The following is a 19,518-nucleotide window of genomic DNA, read 5'->3' on the forward strand; positions in this document are numbered from 1 at the left end:
GGGTATGCGGATAAAATAAAAATAGGGAGGTACAACATGGAAGAACAGAAAAAAACAACAATTGTCTTATTTAGTGGAGATTATGATAAAGCGATGGCTGCTTATATTATTGCAAATGGAGCAGCTGCTTATGATCATGAAGTAACCATTTTTCACACATTTTGGGGTTTAAATGCCCTGCGTAAGGATGAGAATATTACGGTCAAGAAAGGGATAATGGAAAGAGTGTTTGGCAAGATGATGCCTAGGGGTGCTGATAAAATGGGGCTTTCTAAAATGAATTTTGCTGGACTTGGTCCTAAGATGATTAAGGATATTATGAAAAAACATAACGCTATACCACTACCGCAATTAATCGAAATGGCACTCGAACAAGACATTAAGCTTGTGGCTTGTACGATGACAATGGATTTGTTAGGACTAAAAGAGCAAGAGCTATTAGATAACATTGAATATGCAGGAGTTGCAGCTTATTTAGCTGATGCTGAGAAAGGGAATATTAATCTATTTATATAAACGGATAAATTTAGTCCCCTAATAAAATAGGAGGTACCAGAATGACGTATATAAATTATCTTCTTCTTGCTTTTTTACTATTTTTCGTTGTAAAGAGGCTCTTACCGATAAAAGATGTAAAAAATATTACCACAACTGAATTAAAAAGAGATTTAACCAAAATGAATAAGCAGTTTATTGATGTACGGACAACCGGAGAGTTTAAAGGAAATCATATTAGAGGTTTTAAAAATATACCTCTTGATCAACTGGCACAAAAAGCAGAGAGAGAACTTACAAAGGAAAAAGAAGTAATTGTAATTTGTCAAAGTGGAATGAGAAGTAAACGAGCATGTAAAATGCTAACAGAATTAGGATTTAGAAATGTAAAAAACGTAAAAGGCGGCATGCGTGCTTGGTTTTAATCGAAGGAGGATTAATTAATGAAACGAATAACTGCAAAAGAAGTAGAGACTTTATTAAATGAAGGAAAGAACTTGAATATTATTGATGTTCGAGAAGCGAAAGAGGTTGCAGCAGGAAAAATACCAAGTACCATTAATATTCCATTAAGATTAGTTGAATTTCGCATGCATGAATTAGATAAAGCAAAAGAATATATCATAGTTTGCCGTTCTGGTGCTAGAAGTAGTCGTGCTACACAATTGCTTAAAGGTAATGGATTTAACGTGATAAACCTAACTGGTGGAATGCTTGTTTGGGAAGGTATTGTAGATTAAATTTTTTTATAAATATAAATACCCTGGTGGGTATAAAGTGGAGGGTGTAAAATGGAGGATTTAAAAGCAAACATGATTTTAGATGCAAAAGGACTAGCATGTCCAATGCCAATTGTTAAAACAAAAAAGGTAATGAATGTCCTTGAGGCAGGGCAAGTAATTGAGGTTCAAGCGACAGATAAGGGCTCTAAAGCAGATATGAAAGCATGGGCGGAAAGCTTAGGTCATCAATATTTAGGAACGATTGAAGAAGGGGAAGTACTGAAGCATTACTTGCGTAAATCTTCTAATGAAGATGCAAATGAAAAAAAACACCCAAATGTTATTAGCAATGAAGAGCTAGAGAAGAAGATAGAAGGAAATAAGAACATAGTAGTTATTGATGTTAGAGAAACAGCAGAATTTGCTTTTAACCATATTCCTAACGCTATCTCCATCCCATTGGGTGAATTGGATAACAAATTGAATGCATTAAACAAAGATGATGAAATTTACGTGGTTTGTCGAACAAGTAATCGTAGTGATCTTGCTGCACAGAAATTAACTCAAAATGGTTTTAATAACGTAATTAATGTTGAACCAGGCATGAATCAATGGATTGGAAAGACAAGTAGCATAAGTGATTAAAATGTGTGGGAAAGCAATTAAAGAAAGTAGCAATTATTGCACAATTAATGGTTCAAAGGTGAAGAAAATAGACAATTTTAGTCGATTTTTTCTGCCGGTAGGGTTAAACATCATACACAAAGAAGCTAAAAACAGTTTTCAATGTAAAGTATTTTACAGAGGATTTAAGCCAATGATCATCCAATTTGTAAGGTTCTTAAATGACTATGGATGAAATGAGATATAGAAGTTTAGTTGATAGAATAGAAGTAGTGGGTGCAGTAACATTTCTAGATACTGGAAAGGATGGAAATGTGCCATTAACTTTTAAATTTATATATTTTTTTAATTAAATAAATACTATAGGGGGTATACCGGTGAATGTTAGTGTATTAACTTCTAGTGATGTAACAAAAAAGGTTTTTAATAAAGATGAGTTATTTATTCTTGACGTTCGTAATGAAAATGACTTTAATATTTGGAAGATTGAAGGAGAAAACTTTGAATATTTAAATGTTCCTTATTTTGAATTACTAGATGGTGTAAAAGAGATTGTGAGGAAAATCCCCACTACCAAAGAAGTATTAGTTGTTTGTGCTAAGGAAGGCTCATCCGTGATGGTGGCAGAAATGCTTTCTGAGGCCGGGATAAATGTGTCCTATCTTAAGGGTGGAATGAAAGCATGGAGTGAACATTTAGAACCAATTAAAATAGGTCATTTAAATGATGGTGGTGAAATTTATCAATTTGTTCGTATTGGGAAAGGCTGTCTTTCATACATGGTGGTATCTGAAGGAGAAGCAGCAGTAATTGATTCAACACGTATGACGGATATCTATCTCGATTTTGCTGAGAGCATGGGTACAAAAATTAAGCACGTATTTGATACACATCTTCATGCAGACCATATTTCAGGAGGACGCATAATTGCTGAGAAAAATAGAGCTGCTTACTGGTTGCCACCAAAGGATGCAACGGAAGTGAATTTTGATTACCGACCATTGGAACAAGGTAATGATGTAACAATCGGTAACACGAGTATAAAAATTGCAGCATTGTACTCACCTGGTCATACAATTGGTTCTACTTCATTTATTGTAGACAATAAATACTTGCTCTCAGGAGATATTTTATTCATCGATTCTATCGGGAGACCAGACCTTGCAGGTAAGTCTGAAGACTGGGTTGGTGATTTAAGGACTACTTTGTATAAACGCTATAGGGAATTGTCAGAAGATCTGATTGTCCTGCCAGCACATTTTATGATTATAGACGAGTTAAATGAGGATGGTAGTGTTGCCAAAAAACTAGGAGAATTGTTTGCAAAAAACCATGGTCTAAATATCCATGATGAAAATGAGTTTAGCAAATTAGTAACAGAGAATTTACCGCCACAACCAAATGCATATCAAGAAATTCGTGAAACAAATATGGGGAAAATTAATCCGAATATAGAGAAACAACGTGAAATGGAAATTGGGCCGAATCGCTGTGCCGTTCGTTAATTATAAAATGGAGGAAGAAAAAATGAAGTCAATTAAAGTATTGGATGCTAAAGGATTGGCATGTCCAATGCCGATTGTAAAAACAAAAAAAGCAATGGAAGAGATTGAAACAGGTCAAGTCTTAGAAGTCCATACAACTGATAAAGGTGCAAAAAATGATTTAACAGCCTGGGCTAAACCAAGAGGTCATAAATTATTAAAGCATGAAGACGAAAATGAAGTTATAAAATTTCGGATAAAAAAAGGTTGAAAATAAAAGGAACCTAATAGGTTCCTTTTTCTAAAGAGGAGAAACAGTATGGATATTACTTTTATAGTTATTATTTTTACCATTGGATTTATTGGTTCATTTATTTCTGGAATGTTAGGAATAGGTGGTGCTATAATCAACTATCCAATGTTGCTATATTTACCAGGAATGTTAGGGGCAGGGCACTTTACAGCACATGAAGTGTCAGGTATTACAGCCATTCAAGTGTTATTTGCGACACTTGGTGGTGTTTTAGCTTACCGTAAAGGCGGTTTTTTAAATAAAACGTTAATAATTTATATGGGAATTAGCATTTTGACTGGCAGTTTTATTGGGGGATTTTTTTCTACTCACATGCAAGAAAATGGAATAAATATCATTTATGGAGTATTAGCTCTTATTGCAGTAATTGTGATGTTTGTACCTAAAAAAGAGATTGATGATATGTCTTTTGAAAAAGTCCATTTTAATAAATGGATTGCTTCATTATTAGCTTTTATGATCGGTGTTGGAGCTGGTATTGTAGGAGCAGGAGGGGCATTCCTGTTGGTTCCTATCATGCTTGTTGTATTAAAGATACCAACAAGAATGACAATAGCATCTTCATTGGCCATTACCCTTATTTCGTCTATTGGGTCAGTATCAGGGAAACTTGTAACAGGACATATACCAATTCTCCCTGCATTTATTATGGTTGTTGCAAGCTTGGTTGCTTCACCTTTAGGAGTCCATATAGGTAAAAGAGTTAACACAAAAGTATTACAGAGTACAATGGTGATATTAATATTAGCAACTGCAGTTAAGACTTGGATGTTATTTTTATAACGAAAAGAAAAATGTATAAGAGTTTCAACTTCCTTTTTAAGATAGAAGGATAGGGTTGATTCATATTTACTAATGATTAAATACTACTCACTAGGTAACTTTTTAATCAATAGGGGGCAAATCATTATATTTGCAGATCAAAAATCATACTTTGTCTTTGATATATATGGGATTAGCCGTTTTTTATTGATTGTATAATTAGCGAAATTATATCCAATGTATTTTTGTAGTTTAATAGTAACTCTTCTTGTTAGCCGTTTCATTACCCATCTGATGAATGGATAAAAAAAGGGCAGGGATCTTAAACTGGTACCAGTAGACGAAAACACTTTTTTATGAGTGTCCTATTTACAGGTACCAGTTTATCTTACTCTTGCTCTTTTTTCTTTCCACATTGCTAACGACTTTCATTAAATCGGTTTGTTCTTAATCCGCCTCTTTTTATTTCTGCATGAAAGGATATATCTATCTTTGATTTGGCAAATGCTTCATCCCAAGTGTTATCCGTTTCATATTTCTTAAACTGCTTATAATCTTGATCTCGTAAGATTTCTCCTAAGCCAAATATATCTGCTTTAAAATCTGTACTTGCTTTTTGAATAAACGCTTTAATGTTTTTTTCCATCATTGAATTTAACTTTTTTTCTAACATTTCAGAAGAGCGAATATCAGTAAAATTCTCTAAACATTCTATCCCATCTAAATAACCTTCTGTCCTAATTTTTATATGAAAATGAGGGACATTGTTTTTTTCCTTAGCTGTAACACCTGTTTTAGAGTGGGTTATTTCATATGTGAACTTTTTATTATCTTTACAATTTGTACTTAATGTAGTAGTTTTTATTTTATTCTGTACAAAGAGCAGGTACCTCACCTCCTGAAGGGAAGCATATCCAACCAATTTTCCTTGTTTAAAAACAGCTAGAGACTCTACATCAACCTTGGTATCTGGAGCTTCACTTTTTGAGTTTTCCACATTGCCGCCTTTTTTTGCACTACCAATTAAACGGACTGCGGGAAGAGCGGGGGACTGCCCCTTAGCATTGTATACACGAACAAAATCATTTAGCTTTAAATCTGGTGCTGCACCGTAATCTTTCTCCATGGTATCTAATTGTCTTGCCAATTTTAAAGAGGCGCTTTTCTTATACATATTAATAACCTGTAAAATATCTCCTGCATTACTTCCGTTTTTCACCACTACGATATTAAAATCATCTCGCATTTCTCTATTGCGGTCTACAAAGTCTAAAAATTCTATAAGACCTTCTTCCGCTATTTCTTCACTAATTGCTAGTATATACATATGTGAGTAAATTGGGTGAGTAGCAATGCCTCTATTTAATTTAGTAGTTAGTTCTGCAATGGTATCTCCTTCTATTGAATAAACATTAGAAGGAGCGTTTCCAGAAGTTGTTTTTGGTGTCATTTCTCTTGCCTCTGTGGTTTCAACTGTTAGCCTATATTTTGAGTTTTTGCCTTTATCTACTGCCATACCAGTTACAATAGATTGTCTAGCCAATTCTATACGATCCCAACATCCCGACAATAGAATTGCTATATGTACTATAATAATGATTTTAATTATTCGCATATAAACTCTAGACTCCAATATCATTATTTAATGTAATTAGTTTGCTCAACAATGAATACATATTATTCCATTTATCCACAATCATCTTTTTGATTAAATTTAGAATGTATATCCAAAAGAAAAAACAATACGAGGCAGAAGCATCCTGCTTTTTCTATAATTCTCTTTCAACCTATATTATTTCAGACGAATATTTAGACGTTATTTCTAATGTGTATTCTAGACATACTATTCTGGAAAAAAGAACATTTATATTGTGTATTTAATTAAATTATTAAAGCCAAGTAAAGTAAAGTAAAGTAAAGTTGCCAACATAACAACATGACCAATTTCTTCTGTTCCAGTATCTAAAAGTATTTCACGATACTTATCATTGCTTTTTGTACCACATGCTTGAAACAAGTATTGATTCAGATAGATATATATGAAAGAAAAAATTTCCATCTCGCAAATAAAACACAATAAGTTGTCAGGTTGAGTAGTTAAAAAACGAATATCACCAATATCCTGGTGCACCTTTTGGGAGGGGAGACTTATTTTATAAGAAATGCCTATTGTCATAGGGTATTTGCCCATTCCTAAAAATTGAATACAGCATATAATTACAGGGAATTGAAATGAGAGGTGGAAGAAGATGAGTTTACCGAATATACCGGAAATACCAAAAATCCCTGAGATTTCACCAGAGAACGCATTATCTTTGGTATTGATTTCCATTGCCTTAGAGGAAATTGGGCTTTCTCACATTATAAATGCAGAAGGGGAAAAAATTCAAGCAGCTACTTTTGCTTATAAATCTGAGCCTTCACCATATGATTTAATAGCAGTCAATGAAAGTGTAGAAAAAACACTTCGGACAGTAATTAAATCGCAAATTGTTACTGAATTCAAACTACAAGAAGTAATTGAAGGTTTAACAGCATTAAAAGACGAAACAAAACACCACCAAAAAAAGTATTAATTTTTTACAAAGAATGGTGGATTGAATTCTTGTTAAACTAGCTTACTATCTTAAATGATACTTTGTCATTTGTTAAGGGAAAAAAACTTCCCTTAATAAAGCTTTTACTAAACCATATTATATGTTGATTCCATCACGCAATTGTTTTCGGAGACAACTTTGATGCAATTGTCTCCTACATAGTTTCGTAATTCCTTATTAAATTGTTTAATTCCCGGGATTATTCAGAAAAAACGTCTATCCAAATTAATTAAACATCATGGGATTCGTAATTTCCTAACTTATTATGTGCTGAATGAATTGGACAAAAGTTTGTAACATCAAGGAAAATAGCTTTGCACCAAATCTTCTCAAGCATTTACTTAGCTATCTCCTCTTGGTCTTTTTGATTAATCTCTTAAGCTAATTAAAATTATTTGTTTAAAATCGAGAATATCCTTTATTGAATAAACAGGGGAGGATTTCTGTAATAATTCGAGTGATGGCAGCATCTTTTATGAGAATCTTCCTCTTGGTTAAACAAACTATTTTTAGTAAATAATATAGTGGTTAATCAATTATTTATGGGGGACTCATATGTCACAGGATCGAAAAACAGAATTTCAAAATAATGTAAATAAAGATGAAGAGATTATGCCAGATAGCCAAAAAAGTCTATCACGTCACGTGCAAATGGAGCTACCACATGAATTTTCGGTAAATCCTCTGTTTGCCCGCGAAGGAGAGTCAGATGTTCCACGTTTTCAGATGTCTGATAAAGGTATGTTACCAGAAACGGCATATCAAATTGTCCATGATGAAATTTCTCTTGATGGCAATGCCCGGTTGAATCTTGCAACATTCGTTAGCACATGGATGGAGCCTGCCGCAGAGCACTTATATACCAAATCATTCGACAAAAACATGATTGACAAGGATGAATATCCACAAACAGCCGAAATTGAGGAGAGGTGTGTCCGCATTTTAGCCAACCTCTGGCATTCTCCCACGCCCCTTACAACTATGGGCGTTTCAACAACTGGATCTTCGGAAGCGTGTATGCTCGGGGGGCTTGCGTTAAAAAGACGATGGCAAAAAGCACGTAAAGAGGAAGGTAAACCGGTGGATCGACCCAATATTGTGTTCAGTTCCGCTGTTCAAGTAGTCTGGGAAAAGTTTGCGAACTATTGGGAGGTTGAACCACGCTATGTAAAATTGAGCCCAGAACACCCCCAATTAGATGCTCAGGGTGTCCTAGCAGCTGTAGACGAAAATACAATTGGTGTTGTATCCATTCTAGGTGAGACTTATACCGGTCTTTATGAACCAGTTGCCGCCATTGCAAAAGCATTGGACGATTTACAGGAGAGGTCGGGTCTTGATATTCCCATGCATGTGGATGCTGCTTCAGGGGGATTTATAGCACCGTTTCTTCAACCAGAATTAGTCTGGGATTTTCAATTACCAAGGGTGAAGTCCATTAATGTATCCGGACATAAATATGGATTAGTCTACCCGGGGTTGGGTTGGATAATTTGGCGGGAAGCTAAAGATCTCCCTGAGGATCTCATCTTTCGTGTCTCCTACTTAGGTGGAAACATGCCGACTTTTGCCCTGAATTTCTCTCGACCTGGAGCACAAGTGCTTCTGCAATATTACAATTACCTGCGTTTGGGGAAAAGTGGATACTATGATGTCCAAAAGGCTTCTCAGAAAGTCGCTCTTTTTCTTAGTAAGGAAATTCAGAAAATGGAACCGTTCGAACTTTTATCCGATGGTTCAGATATTCCTGTTTTCGCTTGGCGACTGAAAGATGGTTACACATTAAATTGGAATCTCTATGATTTATCTAGACAATTGCGTGTGTTCGGCTGGCAAGTACCCGCCTATCCATTGCCTCCAGATATGGAGGAGGTGACGATTATGCGAGTTGTGGTTCGAAATGGATTTTCCATGGATCTCGCTCATTTATTTTTAATGAACCTGAAGCAGGCCGTTGCCTTTTTGGATTCCCTGGATGGACCTATGCCACATGATTCAAAGTGTGATAATGGATTTCATCATTAACTAAGCACCGCTTATATTAATTATCTTAGATGAATTTCTCCATTAAATATTGGAGGGATTTTTATCATTGTGATGTAGAAGCAGCAGAATCTTTTTTGCAGTGATAGGTGACAGAATCGACCACTGTGATTAAAAAAAGGGTTTATTTCCACAAAAACTCCTAGTGAATACAAATAAGAAAGTAAACATTTATTGGTATTTATTCATATCTCAGAAGGTTATCGACGTTAATCCGAATAATAAACTATTCATTTTATATATGTATGTGAGAACGATAACATGTTTATTTCTAGACTTAAAACGAATAACATTATGAAAAAAATGAACATTTTGCTGCCCCTAAATGCTTGAAATATTAAAATGAAACAAAGAAGGGCAGAAAGGTGCCAATTAAGAAAGAAGGTAACTGAACAATTTTAAGAAGCATGTTTGTTATGTTCAAACATGCTTCTTATTTAGGTATAAATACAATAAATGAGATTTGTTATTGGGGAAATTTCTAAAACTAGTTAGTTGATGTATAAAAATAGAGAGGAGTATATATTAGTATTTATAGATGGGATTTTTGATAAATGCTAAATGAGACTATTTTTAATAGTGTTACTGTCTGTAACATCAGGATCAATATTGTAGCTTGCAGGAAGATTGACTGGAGATAAGTCACCATTCTGTTCACCAAACGCTTGGTTTCTTTTGTAACTTACTAATTGGTCTATAATTTGAAGAGAGCCCATATTAGCTATACCGCCATTGTCAATTGTATTAATTTTAAACCCTAAAACATTAATTACTGCTGGTGAGGATTGAAACATATAATCACTCCATTCTTACATTCTATAGTAAACTAGATTTGGTTGAAGAACTATCTATGAAGTCCGCATCCATTACCTGTGAGGATGTTAATATTGAATTACATAGATCTCCGTTTAGCTCACCTATACCTTGGTTCCTTTTATAGGAGACAAACAAATCTAAATGTTGACTTGTACCTAGATTAACTACAGCTCCATGGTCAATTACATTAATTTTTATTCCCAAAACATTTAATGTAGTAGGTGCAAAAATCATTTAATCACTCCTCATGGTGTTTCACGTAGAGTACCTGATGACTGGAAAGAGGAATTAGAATCAAGTTGATCGCGATCGTCAACATAGCTTCTAGTACCAAAAAAGTTGCTGCCATCCCCCATGTTTTGACCTAACCCCATATTTTTTTTATCGGAATTATGCCATTCTGCTAAAAGATTTTGTCCAACATTTATGGCTGATGCATTTTCAAATGAATTCACTTTAATAATATTTATATTTATATTTATATAAGGAACCGGGCTATCCATAAAAATCCTCCTTAGCAGTTTTAAGTGTAAGTATTTAATTTCTGTCTTTGCTAGAAAAACTGTCTACCTCTTCATTATCAATTATAAAGCCTTTTGAATAAATCCTTAATGTATCATCAGCATGCTGTTGTCCGATGCCCTGATTCTTCTTGCCACTTACATTCCTGTTTTTTTTGGTCGTATTATTAAAAGAAATAGAACTTAGATGGTCTACATTATTTAGTTTTATTCCCTTTATATTTATGTTTGTAGGGTGAATGTGTATTGCAAAATAGAAGTGCAGAGCTTTGCAAAGTAAAAATGCAGAGTTCCGCACTTTATTTAATAAGTGCATAAAAAAAGACTTGCCAGCCACCCCAAGTCCCTCTACTGTAATGGTGTCGAATCAATACAGAGTGGAGGATCATGAAAGGATGCTAGCAATGTCTGATGTTAATTGTATCAAACACTTAAGAAACACAAAAGGATTATCTATAACAAAGATTAAAGAAACATTAGGGATTAATTGGAGGACAGCCAAGAAATATGCTGATGAAGATCAATTACCCGATTTTAAGATTAAACAATCAAATGGAATGATGTATACAGATAAATGGGGAGAAATAGTTTCTGATTGGCTTTTCGAAGATAGCAAGTTAAAGAAAAAGTTACGCAGAACCAAGAAACAGATATTTAATGAACTATTGGATTTAGGCTTCCATGGATCTTACCGAACAGTCTGTTATTTTATAGCTGACTGGGAGAATAGCCATAACGAAGAACTTGATAAAGGTCATGATCGGTTAGAACATCCTCCCAGTGACGCACAAGTAGACTTTGGAGTAATGGAGGTTGTTAAAGATGGGGAGTTTATGAATACACATGTATTAGTCATGTCATTTCCCCATAGTAATGCCGCATTCGCTGTCCCATTACCATCTGAAAATCAAGAATGTTTTCTTCAAGGATTGAAACTCTTATTTTCTCAATCTGGAGGAGTTCCTAGGAGAATTAGAATAGATAATTTAACTCCGGCTGTTAAGAAAGTAAGAACAAAAATAGAAGAAGCACAATTGACTGATGCCTTTATCCAGTTTCAAAATCACTATGGTTTTGAAGTTCAGGTATGTAATCCACGCAGTGGGCATGAAAAAGGTAGTGTTGAAAACAAGGTAGGCTATATTCGTTATAACTTCTTTACAACATCTCCCATCATGAATAGTTTTGAAGAGTTAACCGAAACACTTTGTATCCAGCTGCAGAAAGACAGACATAGACTTCATTATGATAAAGAAGTAATGATTGAGGACCTATGGAATATAGAGAAGGATTATTTATTGGAGTTGCCAACGGAAGACTATCCAGTCTTTAAAGAAGTGGAAACAAAGGTGAATAAGTTTAATGAAGCTAAGATTGATAGCACATTAATACATATTCCCAAAGCCTCCAATCATCCATTTATCTATTTTGTATTATATTGGGATAAATATAAAGCAGTTTCCCCTGACGGGGAAATTCTTCTAGAAGATTTCAGACCATATATGAACAAAAAACGAGCAATTCCGTGGGTATCAATATTCAAAGATTGGATTCGAAAACCAAGAGTAGTACCTTATTCTAGATATCAAAAATACCTACCGGGACGAGTTAATGATTACTTAATGGTTGAGGATTTAGTGGTTCGTAAAGAGAGGTTACTAGAATTAGTTAACTTACTCATAACACATGATATGAAAAGGATTAATGAAGAATTTTATGACTTAATTTCTGGAAAGAATGAGAATCCCTTCGGGCTAGACTGGTCGGAATATGACTCCTTAGCACCACTAGAAAGGGGTGAGTAATTATGAGTGACTCTATCCGTTTGATGTGTAAGTCATTAAGGTTAGCCTACGTTTCAGAAATTTATGAAACAATTCCATTCGACTCTCCAACACAATATTTACAAGCGTTATTTAAAGAAGAATTTCGTTTACGTGATCAAGCTAAGGTGCAGAGACTTATAAAAAATGCTAAATTCTTAGACTCTAAGAGTTTAAGTAATTATGAATGGAACGAAAGAATCCGATTTCCAGCACAAATTGATAAAGATAGTTTAATGAGTCTAGACTTTATCAAGCAAAAGCAGAATGTCGTATTAATAGGGTCACCAGGGACTGGAAAGTCCCATTTAGCAACAGGATTAGGAAGAAAAGCATGTGAAATGAGATATGAGGTGAGATTTTATCGCGTTTCTCATCTCATCGAACAGTTAGAACAGGCGTTTAAACAGGATAAATTGGCCTCTTTTAGAAAAAGATTTGAAAAGGTTGATTTGATTATATTAGATGAAATGGGATATCTCCCCTTCAGTAAGGAAGGATCAGAATTACTGTTTCAACTAATTGCAGAATGGTATGAACAGAAAAGTTTAATTATCACTTCTAACCTTGAATTTAGTCAATGGAATCGTATATTTATTGACTCAAGATTAACAGCTGCTTTAGTAGATCGTTTAATTCACCACGCACACGTCTTAACGTTCAATGGAGGAAGTTATAGACTATTAAACGCACTGTCCAAGGCCAGATAGTTTATGAAATTGGGTGGCAAAACTCTGCAAAAAGTCTTGCGCAACTCTGCATTTTTATCTTGCAAAATACAGTGAAAAAGCATTCAAAACAAACCTTTCTTAATTTGATACATTAAGAGTATGTCGCATAAAGGATTTATATGCAAAAAGATTCAATCTCTGTAGTATGTATTTTGTAAATTGTACATATGATAATATAACTCTTAAAATTTTCACATTTGTGTGGGTTGTATATTCTGAGTATACAAGGGGAATTTCATCATGGATATGAACAAAATCTTACATTGGATGGACTTAGCTAAAAAGTATCAAACCACCGATTTTTGGAATGATATCTTTGAACAGTCCTCGTTTGAGGAATTTATGAATGGGAATTATGATTTTAATCAAGCGGATGGTTCGAAATTTGAACCAAGTAAAAAAAGAAATTTTCCTGCGATCGATATTTATCTCACGGATACAGAAGTATTACTAATTGTTGATTTACCTGGATATTCCAAGGACGATATAGAGCTGTCTTTGTCGAATACAAAACTAAAAATAAAAGGTAATATCCAAATTGTTTCTATTGGTGAAACTGTCCAACAAGAAAGGCACTACGGTGAATTTGAACGAACTATTCAGCTGCCTGAACCGACCTATCCTAATCATATACAAGCTAAATTTATAAATGGTCAATTGTTAATTTCATATAAGCGACATTTCACAAATGAAGAAAATGTTCCGATAGACTAATAAAAAAGTATGTGGGGTTTATTCATGTCTATTTTTAATCGATCTTTAAAAAAGGATAATCAATTAATAAGTAAAAGTGATTTTGAAAGGCAGATTTTAAGGTTAAATACACTAGAAGTACAAATGAAAAATTTATTAGCTTTTGAAAGTAATATTAGAGTTGCTTTAATGAAAGAAGGAAAAAATGATATAGAAGGTATAAAAAAAAATACGGATTCGATAGAAAATAGTATACCTACTATAAATAATATGCAACAAAATACACAAATAAAAAAACTAAATGAGATTAAATTGAAAATTAATAGATTAGAAGATTCTGTACGAGCCATAGAATCGCAAATTGCTTCAAATTCCCTTTCTAATAAGGGGGAAATTATACATGAACAACAGTTATTCAATATGATAGATAAATATTTGAAAGAAAAACTGTTAGACCAACAAACTAAAGAAAAGTTAATGGAAGATAGAATAAAGAAGTTAGAGGTTATGGTTCTAGATGGACTTATTAAAAAAAGTAAAAAGGATAATTATTCATTAGTAGACAAGTCTGCCAATAATAGAAGAATAGATAGTTCTCTATCCGATAGGAAGGAAGAGCGCATAGAGAAAAATCATGAAATACCTTTTTCTAAAATGAAAGAATTAATTAACTTGTTATCTAATTACCAGACTTTAAAGAGTGTACAAGCAGATCAAGACAATAAAATTCGAGAAGCAGAACAAAAAATTGATATGCTGATGGAAAGGTATAAAGAAGTAAGTGATGAAGAAACTGAAAAGAAACATGGAGAACTTAAGAATTTCTATATTGATAAACTCTATATAGAAAAATATGAACTCGCAAATAACATTGACCAAATAGGAGTACGAGAATTAAGCGGAGCATTAAATATCGGAGCTACATATGGAAAAGATGTGGTACCTAAAGAAGTTAGTGATGATATTAAAAAACAATTTAAAAGTATAAAACCAGATAATGCGGAAAAGGAAGTAGAAAAAGATAAAGATAAAGATGAAGAAAAGGATGAAGAAAAACATTATCAAGGTAAAGAAAACTCTACAAAAGATTTTACAAAAGAAGAAGAATCTTTTACGATTGTTGATATTGAAGATTGAAGCAGCATATTAATGCGAGAAATAGACTTCACAAATCAGGAATATAAACAACAATGCAGAACAAAGATAACGATCGATAGCTTTTTTTTGCTACAAAAATGGAAGAGTACCTAGAATAATTAGAGTCGTTTGTTATCGATGGAGCAATCCTTGTTGTATAGGAGTAGTTTCCTGATTACAATCTGAGTATGAAAATCATAAAAGTACAGACAGTATCTGATTCATACGTGTTAGAACAATTCACTAGTTAGTAAATAGTAGATAGAGGTTGTTTGCTATTAGCATCTATACCTAAAAAATAGATGCTAATAAAAAGACAAACTTATAAGTATCGGTTTCTTAAAGGTTCATTATCTTTATTAATATGATTTTTTAACACCTGTATCATACACTAGCTCATAATCAATTATAAAATATCTATGAAGTGTTGATATAGACGATAGATTTACTAGTTCAAAGTAAATCTAATAAAAGTAAAGTATTATTGCCTTAGAAAAATAAGTAGCTTTTTTGTAAATTCAAATGTTGAAACCGAACATAGCTACCTAGTTTTCCTTTGGCAAAGCAACTGGTACACAAGCGGTGCGCCATGTTTAAAGTTTTGGTTTCTCTTAATTTAGCTTCTTAGCATATTTTTTTGTTTACTATGTGGTGAAAATGTATATAAATTCAATATATCCGAGTAATATACTAAATCATTTTCCTCATAGTTGAAGCAGACTTCCATACTCTTCAACATATCCCATTATAAAATTCTACCCTTCCTTTACAAAGAATATCTATTTTTTCCTTAGTCTTAAGAATCGTTGTTCAAGTTAATTCATTTGCAGTAAGCTAGTAGTCTAATATTGAATGTTCTTTTTTTATCATTATTATCTGTTATTGTTTCCTTTATCCTTCTTATAATTAGACACATTAATTCTAGATTCTACAGTTGCGAGTAGAGTCTTTTTGCAGTTCTGTTTTATAAAAGCAGATGGCATTAATTTAAAGAGGGGGTGTAATTGCATCTACTTGGTGCAATAGGACCTATCCCACAATTGAAACTGTCTTTCCAAAGGGTCAAAGAAAATATAGATAAATTAATGAATCTTGTTTTAAGTGTACTTCTATAATATTAAATCGCTTTAATATATATATACTGTGTCATTAATTTTTTATAAAAGGGTGGTTAGGCAATCATGCACGTTATCGGAAAAAGTGTTATTAGGAAAGATGCACAGGAAAAAGTGTCTGGCTATGCAAATTATACACATGATTACCAAAATGCAAAAAAACTTTACGGTAGAGTCGTTCTTAGTCCATATGCTCATGCAAGGATTGTTGATATTGATTTAAGCGAAGCAAGTAAAGTAGATGGGATTGTTGCAATCTTAACAGGTGAAAATTTACCGCTAACCGGTGAATCAATGCAGGATCGTCCTCCATTAGCGGTTGGTAAAGTCCGTTATCATGGGGAAGCAGTTGTGCTTATAGTTTCAGAACAAAAGGAACAAGGAGATCTCGCAGCTAGTTTAATAAAGATTAATTTTGAGTTATTACCTGTTGTACATAATCCAACACAGGCTTTTCAAAAAAATGCCCCATTAATACATGAGAATTTAGGTGAGTATGCAAGGGAAAAGGATGTATACCCTGTTATTGGAACAAACATTGCACATCACGTAAAAATAAGAAAAGGCAATATGGATAACGGGTGGTCGAATAGCTCTGTTTCAGTGGAAGGAGATTATTCATTTTCTCCGTCTGATCATGCCGCAATGGAAACAAGGAGCTCCATTGCGGAGATTTCAAGGGATGGAACAATTAAAATTATGACCTCATCACAGGCACCGTTTATGGTAAAACAATTAATTGCGAAGTATTTTAACGAAGATATCGGTAAGGTAATAGTCGATACTCCACTCGTAGGAGGAGCTTATGGTGGAAAGGCATCTATACAACTGGAGTTACTAGCTTATTTAGGTTCGAAAGCTGCTGGTGGTCAACCAGTAGAAATTTTTAATGAACGAGAACAAGACATGATTATGTCGCCATGTCATATTGGATTAGATGCAAAAGTCAAGATTGGTGCTGACCAAAATGGCATAATTCAAGCAATGGAAATAACATTTTTATGGGATGGGGGAGCATACTCCGATAAGGCAATTGACTTAACGCGTGCAGGAGCAGTCGACTGTACAGGTCCTTATAGGGTAGAGAATGTTTGGTGTGATTCATATTGTATGTATACAAATCACACATATGCAGCACCATATCGAGGGTTTAGTCATTCAGAACTTTCCTTCGCTATTGAACGAACAATGGATTTATTAGCTGAAAAACTTCAAATGGATCCTTTAGAACTACGTTTTAAAAATGCAATTAAACCCGGGGATACCACACCAACTAGGGTTCTGCTTAATCAAAGTAACGTGGGGAATCTACAGGAGTGTATTAGGAAATTGAAGAATTTGATTCGCTGGGAAGATGGGCAAGTGGAGGAAGTTAATGAGCAATTCGTAAGGGTAAAAGGCATATGCTGCAGTTGGAAAACATCGACGATTGACCCTAACGCACCCTCGGGCGTTATTCTGACATTTAACCGTGATGGAAGTATTAATTTGATGTCAGGTGTTGTAGAAATTGGAACAGGGACAAAAACTGTCCTTGCACAAATACTTGCTGAGAAATTGAAGATGGATGTAGATAAAATTCATGTACGAATGACTGTAGATACACAAACTACACCTGAGCACTGGAAGACTGTTGCAAGTAGAGGCGTTTATATGGCGGGAAGGGCATTATTAGAAGCTGCAGATGATATTATAACCCAGCTCAAAAGTATTTCATCGATTGTCTTGAGAGCTCCTGTTGCAGATTTAGAAGTAGCAGATAGCCATGTATTTATAAGAGACAATCCTCGGATAGGTGTACATTTTAAAGAAATTTGTTATGGGTATCTATATCCTAATGGAAACGCAATTGGCGGGCAAATAATGGGAAGAGGTAATTTTATTCTCCGTCATTTAACCTACTTAGATCCCGAGACAGGGGAAGGTAATCCTGGCCCAGAATGGACGGTTGCAGCTTATGCAGTGGAAGTTGAATATAATCGTCGGGAGTTCACCTATCGATTGGTGAAAGCTGCTACAGTTGTAGATATTGGTACCGTATTAAATAGAAAAGCTGCATTGGGTCAAGTAAAGGGAGCAATGAGTATGGGTTTAGCCTTTGCGGGCAGAGAAACTTTTTACTATGATGAACTTGGCCGAGTACTAAATTCGCAGCTGCGAACTTACCGACCGTTACGTTATGGAGAGCAGCCAGAATATCTTGTAGATTTCGTCTACACTCCTGATTTAGAGGCAGCATATGGAGCACGGGGAGTTGGTGAACATGGACTTCTGGGTATGCCAGGTGCATTGGGTAATGCCCTTTCATTGGCTGCAGATGTTTCACTTCATAATTTACCATTAACTCCAGAACAAATTTGGAAGACAAAGATTGGAAAAGTATGATGTTTAACTTTTAGGTTTAAATATTGGTTACGAATAAACTTTAATTATCCAATAGTTGTACATCTTCGAATAGAAATGGTCCTTTGTTTATTTGGTAATCTGAAACTTTTTACTTCCTGACAGGAAAATAGAGACTATATTTAGAATAAAATGTGTTCATGTAAATACTAACTTGTTTCGTTCTTATATATTTGTTAAAAAGCTAAGCTGCATTAAAACTTTTATATACTTTATGTTTAGATATTTTGGGTCACGTTATGTGACCCAGTTTTACTTGAATCAGGGATACTGATCCTAGAATAAGGTGCATGATGAAAGTTATCATTTTTCTGATAGTAATTACACTTTTTTATCGATGTAGAGCGAACCATCTGTTTGAACTTCTGCGTAAAAAACTTCAGAGATAGAATGAATACCTGCACGTTGAAGTTGAGCTATTAACCAGTTATTATCAAAGCCTGAATTAATTAGATTTTCTTTTTTTATATTTCCATCCAAAATTATCTCCAATGGAAAGGGAATTAATTTATTCTTTACCTTATACATATTTCTATTAGTTATGGAACTTCCAGAGTCTTTTTTCAAAACAGAAAGTTTGCCATCTGATTCGAAAATGGCAAAATCAACTTCTGCAATGGAGAATACGTCTTTTTGCCTAAGCATTGCCTTTAAGGTATCTAGGTCTAGGCGGCATTTATGAAGAGCCTGTTCTAAAATTTTCCCTTCTTTAATTAATATTATTGGGGATCCTGTAAGTAATTGTCGCCCCTTTAAAGTTTTAATATCAAGATAACTCATTAGTATTGTATAAAGACTCCATCCTAACAAGGCATAAATGCCGTTACTAATGCTTAATTGGTCATCCACTACAAGACTTGCCGCTATTTCGCCGATAGCGATAGCAGAGGCAAAGTTAAAAAAGGTCATTTCACTTATTTCCTTTCTCCCCATAATTCTTGTGAGAAACAATAGTACAAAGAAGCTTATAGTTAATCTTAACAACAAATTAGGTAATTCCAATATATTTCACCAACCTTAAATCCAGATTTACAAGTATTTTCTATAGTAGTATTAGGATGTTCTCTCCCAAAAATATTATTTAATGAAACTGAATATATTTATGAGATATGTCATAGAGTCATGAGCAAATTATTATTAATTAATAGAAGAATAAGTTTATTCAAACATGTAATAAGAGGAGGCTGTAAATTGGTCTGGATTTCGCTTGTTATTTACCGCAATTTCATAAGTTTTACT

21 protein-coding genes are annotated in these 19,518 nt (G+C 34.0%); 14 read left to right on the forward strand and 7 right to left on the reverse strand.

Annotation, left to right across the window (positions count from 1 at the left end):
• Positions 1-36 precede the first annotated feature (36 nt).
• The 7 genes from EM808_RS12610 (at position 37) to EM808_RS12640 (ending at position 4,421) form a co-directional block, all read left to right on the forward strand.
• Entirely contained in the window at positions 37-516 is a 480-nt protein-coding gene (locus EM808_RS12610; RefSeq protein WP_127738564.1) for a DsrE/DsrF/DrsH-like family protein, read from the forward strand.
• Between the two features lie 41 nt (positions 517-557).
• Positions 558-920: a rhodanese-like domain-containing protein gene (locus EM808_RS12615; protein WP_127738565.1), complete on the forward strand. Its 363-nt coding sequence runs from the start codon at positions 558-560 to the stop codon at positions 918-920.
• 18 nt (positions 921-938) lie between these two features.
• On the forward strand, positions 939-1,235 hold the full coding sequence (locus EM808_RS12620; protein ID WP_127738566.1) for a rhodanese-like domain-containing protein: 297 nt from the start codon (positions 939-941) through the stop codon (positions 1,233-1,235).
• Between the two features lie 51 nt (positions 1,236-1,286).
• Positions 1,287-1,862: a sulfurtransferase TusA family protein gene (locus EM808_RS12625; protein ID WP_127738567.1), complete on the forward strand. Its 576-nt coding sequence runs from the start codon at positions 1,287-1,289 to the stop codon at positions 1,860-1,862.
• A 356-nt stretch (positions 1,863-2,218) separates the two neighbouring features.
• The gene (locus EM808_RS12630; RefSeq protein WP_127738568.1) at positions 2,219-3,346 is read left to right on the forward strand and encodes an MBL fold metallo-hydrolase; all 1,128 of its coding nucleotides are present in this window, start codon (positions 2,219-2,221) and stop codon (positions 3,344-3,346) included.
• Between the two features lie 22 nt (positions 3,347-3,368).
• Positions 3,369-3,596: a sulfurtransferase TusA family protein gene (locus tag EM808_RS12635; RefSeq protein WP_127738569.1), complete on the forward strand. Its 228-nt coding sequence runs from the start codon at positions 3,369-3,371 to the stop codon at positions 3,594-3,596.
• A 48-nt stretch (positions 3,597-3,644) separates the two neighbouring features.
• Positions 3,645-4,421: a sulfite exporter TauE/SafE family protein gene (locus tag EM808_RS12640; protein ID WP_127738570.1), complete on the forward strand. Its 777-nt coding sequence runs from the start codon at positions 3,645-3,647 to the stop codon at positions 4,419-4,421.
• 397 nt (positions 4,422-4,818) lie between these two features.
• Here EM808_RS12640 and EM808_RS12645 read toward each other — a convergent pair whose 3' ends face one another.
• Positions 4,819-6,039, reverse strand: a complete 1,221-nt coding sequence (locus EM808_RS12645; RefSeq protein ID WP_127738571.1) for a Ger(x)C family spore germination protein — start codon at positions 6,037-6,039, stop codon at positions 4,819-4,821.
• 225 nt (positions 6,040-6,264) lie between these two features.
• Complete coding sequence (locus EM808_RS29120) at positions 6,265-6,576, reverse strand: manganese catalase family protein (RefSeq protein WP_225314834.1); 312 nt, start codon at positions 6,574-6,576, stop codon at positions 6,265-6,267.
• Between the two features lie 73 nt (positions 6,577-6,649).
• Here EM808_RS29120 and EM808_RS12655 point away from each other — a divergent pair, with 73 nt between their 5' ends.
• Together EM808_RS12655 and EM808_RS12660 are read left to right on the forward strand one after the other, a co-directional pair.
• Positions 6,650-6,976, forward strand: coding sequence for a hypothetical protein (locus EM808_RS12655; RefSeq protein ID WP_127738572.1), 327 nt, complete (start codon positions 6,650-6,652; stop codon positions 6,974-6,976).
• A gap of 576 nt (positions 6,977-7,552) precedes the next feature.
• Positions 7,553-9,022, forward strand: a complete 1,470-nt coding sequence (locus EM808_RS12660) for a glutamate decarboxylase (protein WP_127738573.1) — start codon at positions 7,553-7,555, stop codon at positions 9,020-9,022.
• Between the two features lie 575 nt (positions 9,023-9,597).
• Here EM808_RS12660 and EM808_RS12665 read toward each other — a convergent pair.
• The 4 genes from EM808_RS12665 to EM808_RS12680 are packed head-to-tail and all read right to left on the reverse strand — an operon-like array spanning position 9,598 to position 10,714.
• Complete coding sequence (locus tag EM808_RS12665; RefSeq protein ID WP_127738574.1) at positions 9,598-9,834, reverse strand: hypothetical protein; 237 nt, start codon at positions 9,832-9,834, stop codon at positions 9,598-9,600.
• A 22-nt stretch (positions 9,835-9,856) separates the two neighbouring features.
• Complete coding sequence (locus EM808_RS12670) at positions 9,857-10,090, reverse strand: hypothetical protein (protein ID WP_235856605.1); 234 nt, start codon at positions 10,088-10,090, stop codon at positions 9,857-9,859.
• A gap of 11 nt (positions 10,091-10,101) precedes the next feature.
• Positions 10,102-10,359 carry a hypothetical protein gene (locus EM808_RS12675; RefSeq protein ID WP_127738575.1) on the reverse strand — a complete coding sequence of 86 codons (258 nt, stop codon included), beginning with the start codon at positions 10,357-10,359 and terminating at the stop codon, positions 10,102-10,104.
• A 34-nt stretch (positions 10,360-10,393) separates the two neighbouring features.
• The gene (locus EM808_RS12680) at positions 10,394-10,714 is read right to left on the reverse strand and encodes a hypothetical protein (protein WP_235856606.1); all 321 of its coding nucleotides are present in this window, start codon (positions 10,712-10,714) and stop codon (positions 10,394-10,396) included.
• Between the two features lie 58 nt (positions 10,715-10,772).
• Between EM808_RS12680 and istA the strand changes: the two genes are divergently transcribed.
• The 5 genes from istA to EM808_RS12705 all read left to right on the forward strand — a co-directional run bounded on the left by istA (position 10,773) and on the right by EM808_RS12705 (position 18,261).
• On the forward strand, positions 10,773-12,182 hold the full coding sequence (gene istA, locus EM808_RS12685; RefSeq protein WP_127738576.1) for an IS21 family transposase: 1,410 nt from the start codon (positions 10,773-10,775) through the stop codon (positions 12,180-12,182).
• A 2-nt stretch (positions 12,183-12,184) separates the two neighbouring features.
• The gene (gene istB / locus EM808_RS12690) at positions 12,185-12,910 is read left to right on the forward strand and encodes an IS21-like element helper ATPase IstB (RefSeq protein ID WP_127738577.1); all 726 of its coding nucleotides are present in this window, start codon (positions 12,185-12,187) and stop codon (positions 12,908-12,910) included.
• A 261-nt stretch (positions 12,911-13,171) separates the two neighbouring features.
• Complete coding sequence (locus EM808_RS12695; protein ID WP_127738578.1) at positions 13,172-13,645, forward strand: Hsp20/alpha crystallin family protein; 474 nt, start codon at positions 13,172-13,174, stop codon at positions 13,643-13,645.
• A 24-nt stretch (positions 13,646-13,669) separates the two neighbouring features.
• Positions 13,670-14,761 (forward strand): hypothetical protein, encoded by a 1,092-nt coding sequence (locus EM808_RS12700; RefSeq protein ID WP_127738579.1) that lies wholly within the window; start codon positions 13,670-13,672, stop codon positions 14,759-14,761.
• 1,181 nt (positions 14,762-15,942) lie between these two features.
• Positions 15,943-18,261, forward strand: coding sequence for a xanthine dehydrogenase family protein molybdopterin-binding subunit (locus EM808_RS12705; RefSeq protein WP_127738580.1), 2,319 nt, complete (start codon positions 15,943-15,945; stop codon positions 18,259-18,261).
• 339 nt (positions 18,262-18,600) lie between these two features.
• Here EM808_RS12705 and EM808_RS12710 read toward each other — a convergent pair whose 3' ends face one another.
• Complete coding sequence (locus EM808_RS12710; protein ID WP_191965183.1) at positions 18,601-19,281, reverse strand: DUF421 domain-containing protein; 681 nt, start codon at positions 19,279-19,281, stop codon at positions 18,601-18,603.
• Between the last annotated feature and the right edge of the window lie 237 nt (positions 19,282-19,518).

The organism is Niallia taxi, assembly GCF_004005475.1.
Lineage (GTDB): Bacteria > Bacillota > Bacilli > Bacillales > Cytobacillaceae > Niallia > Niallia taxi.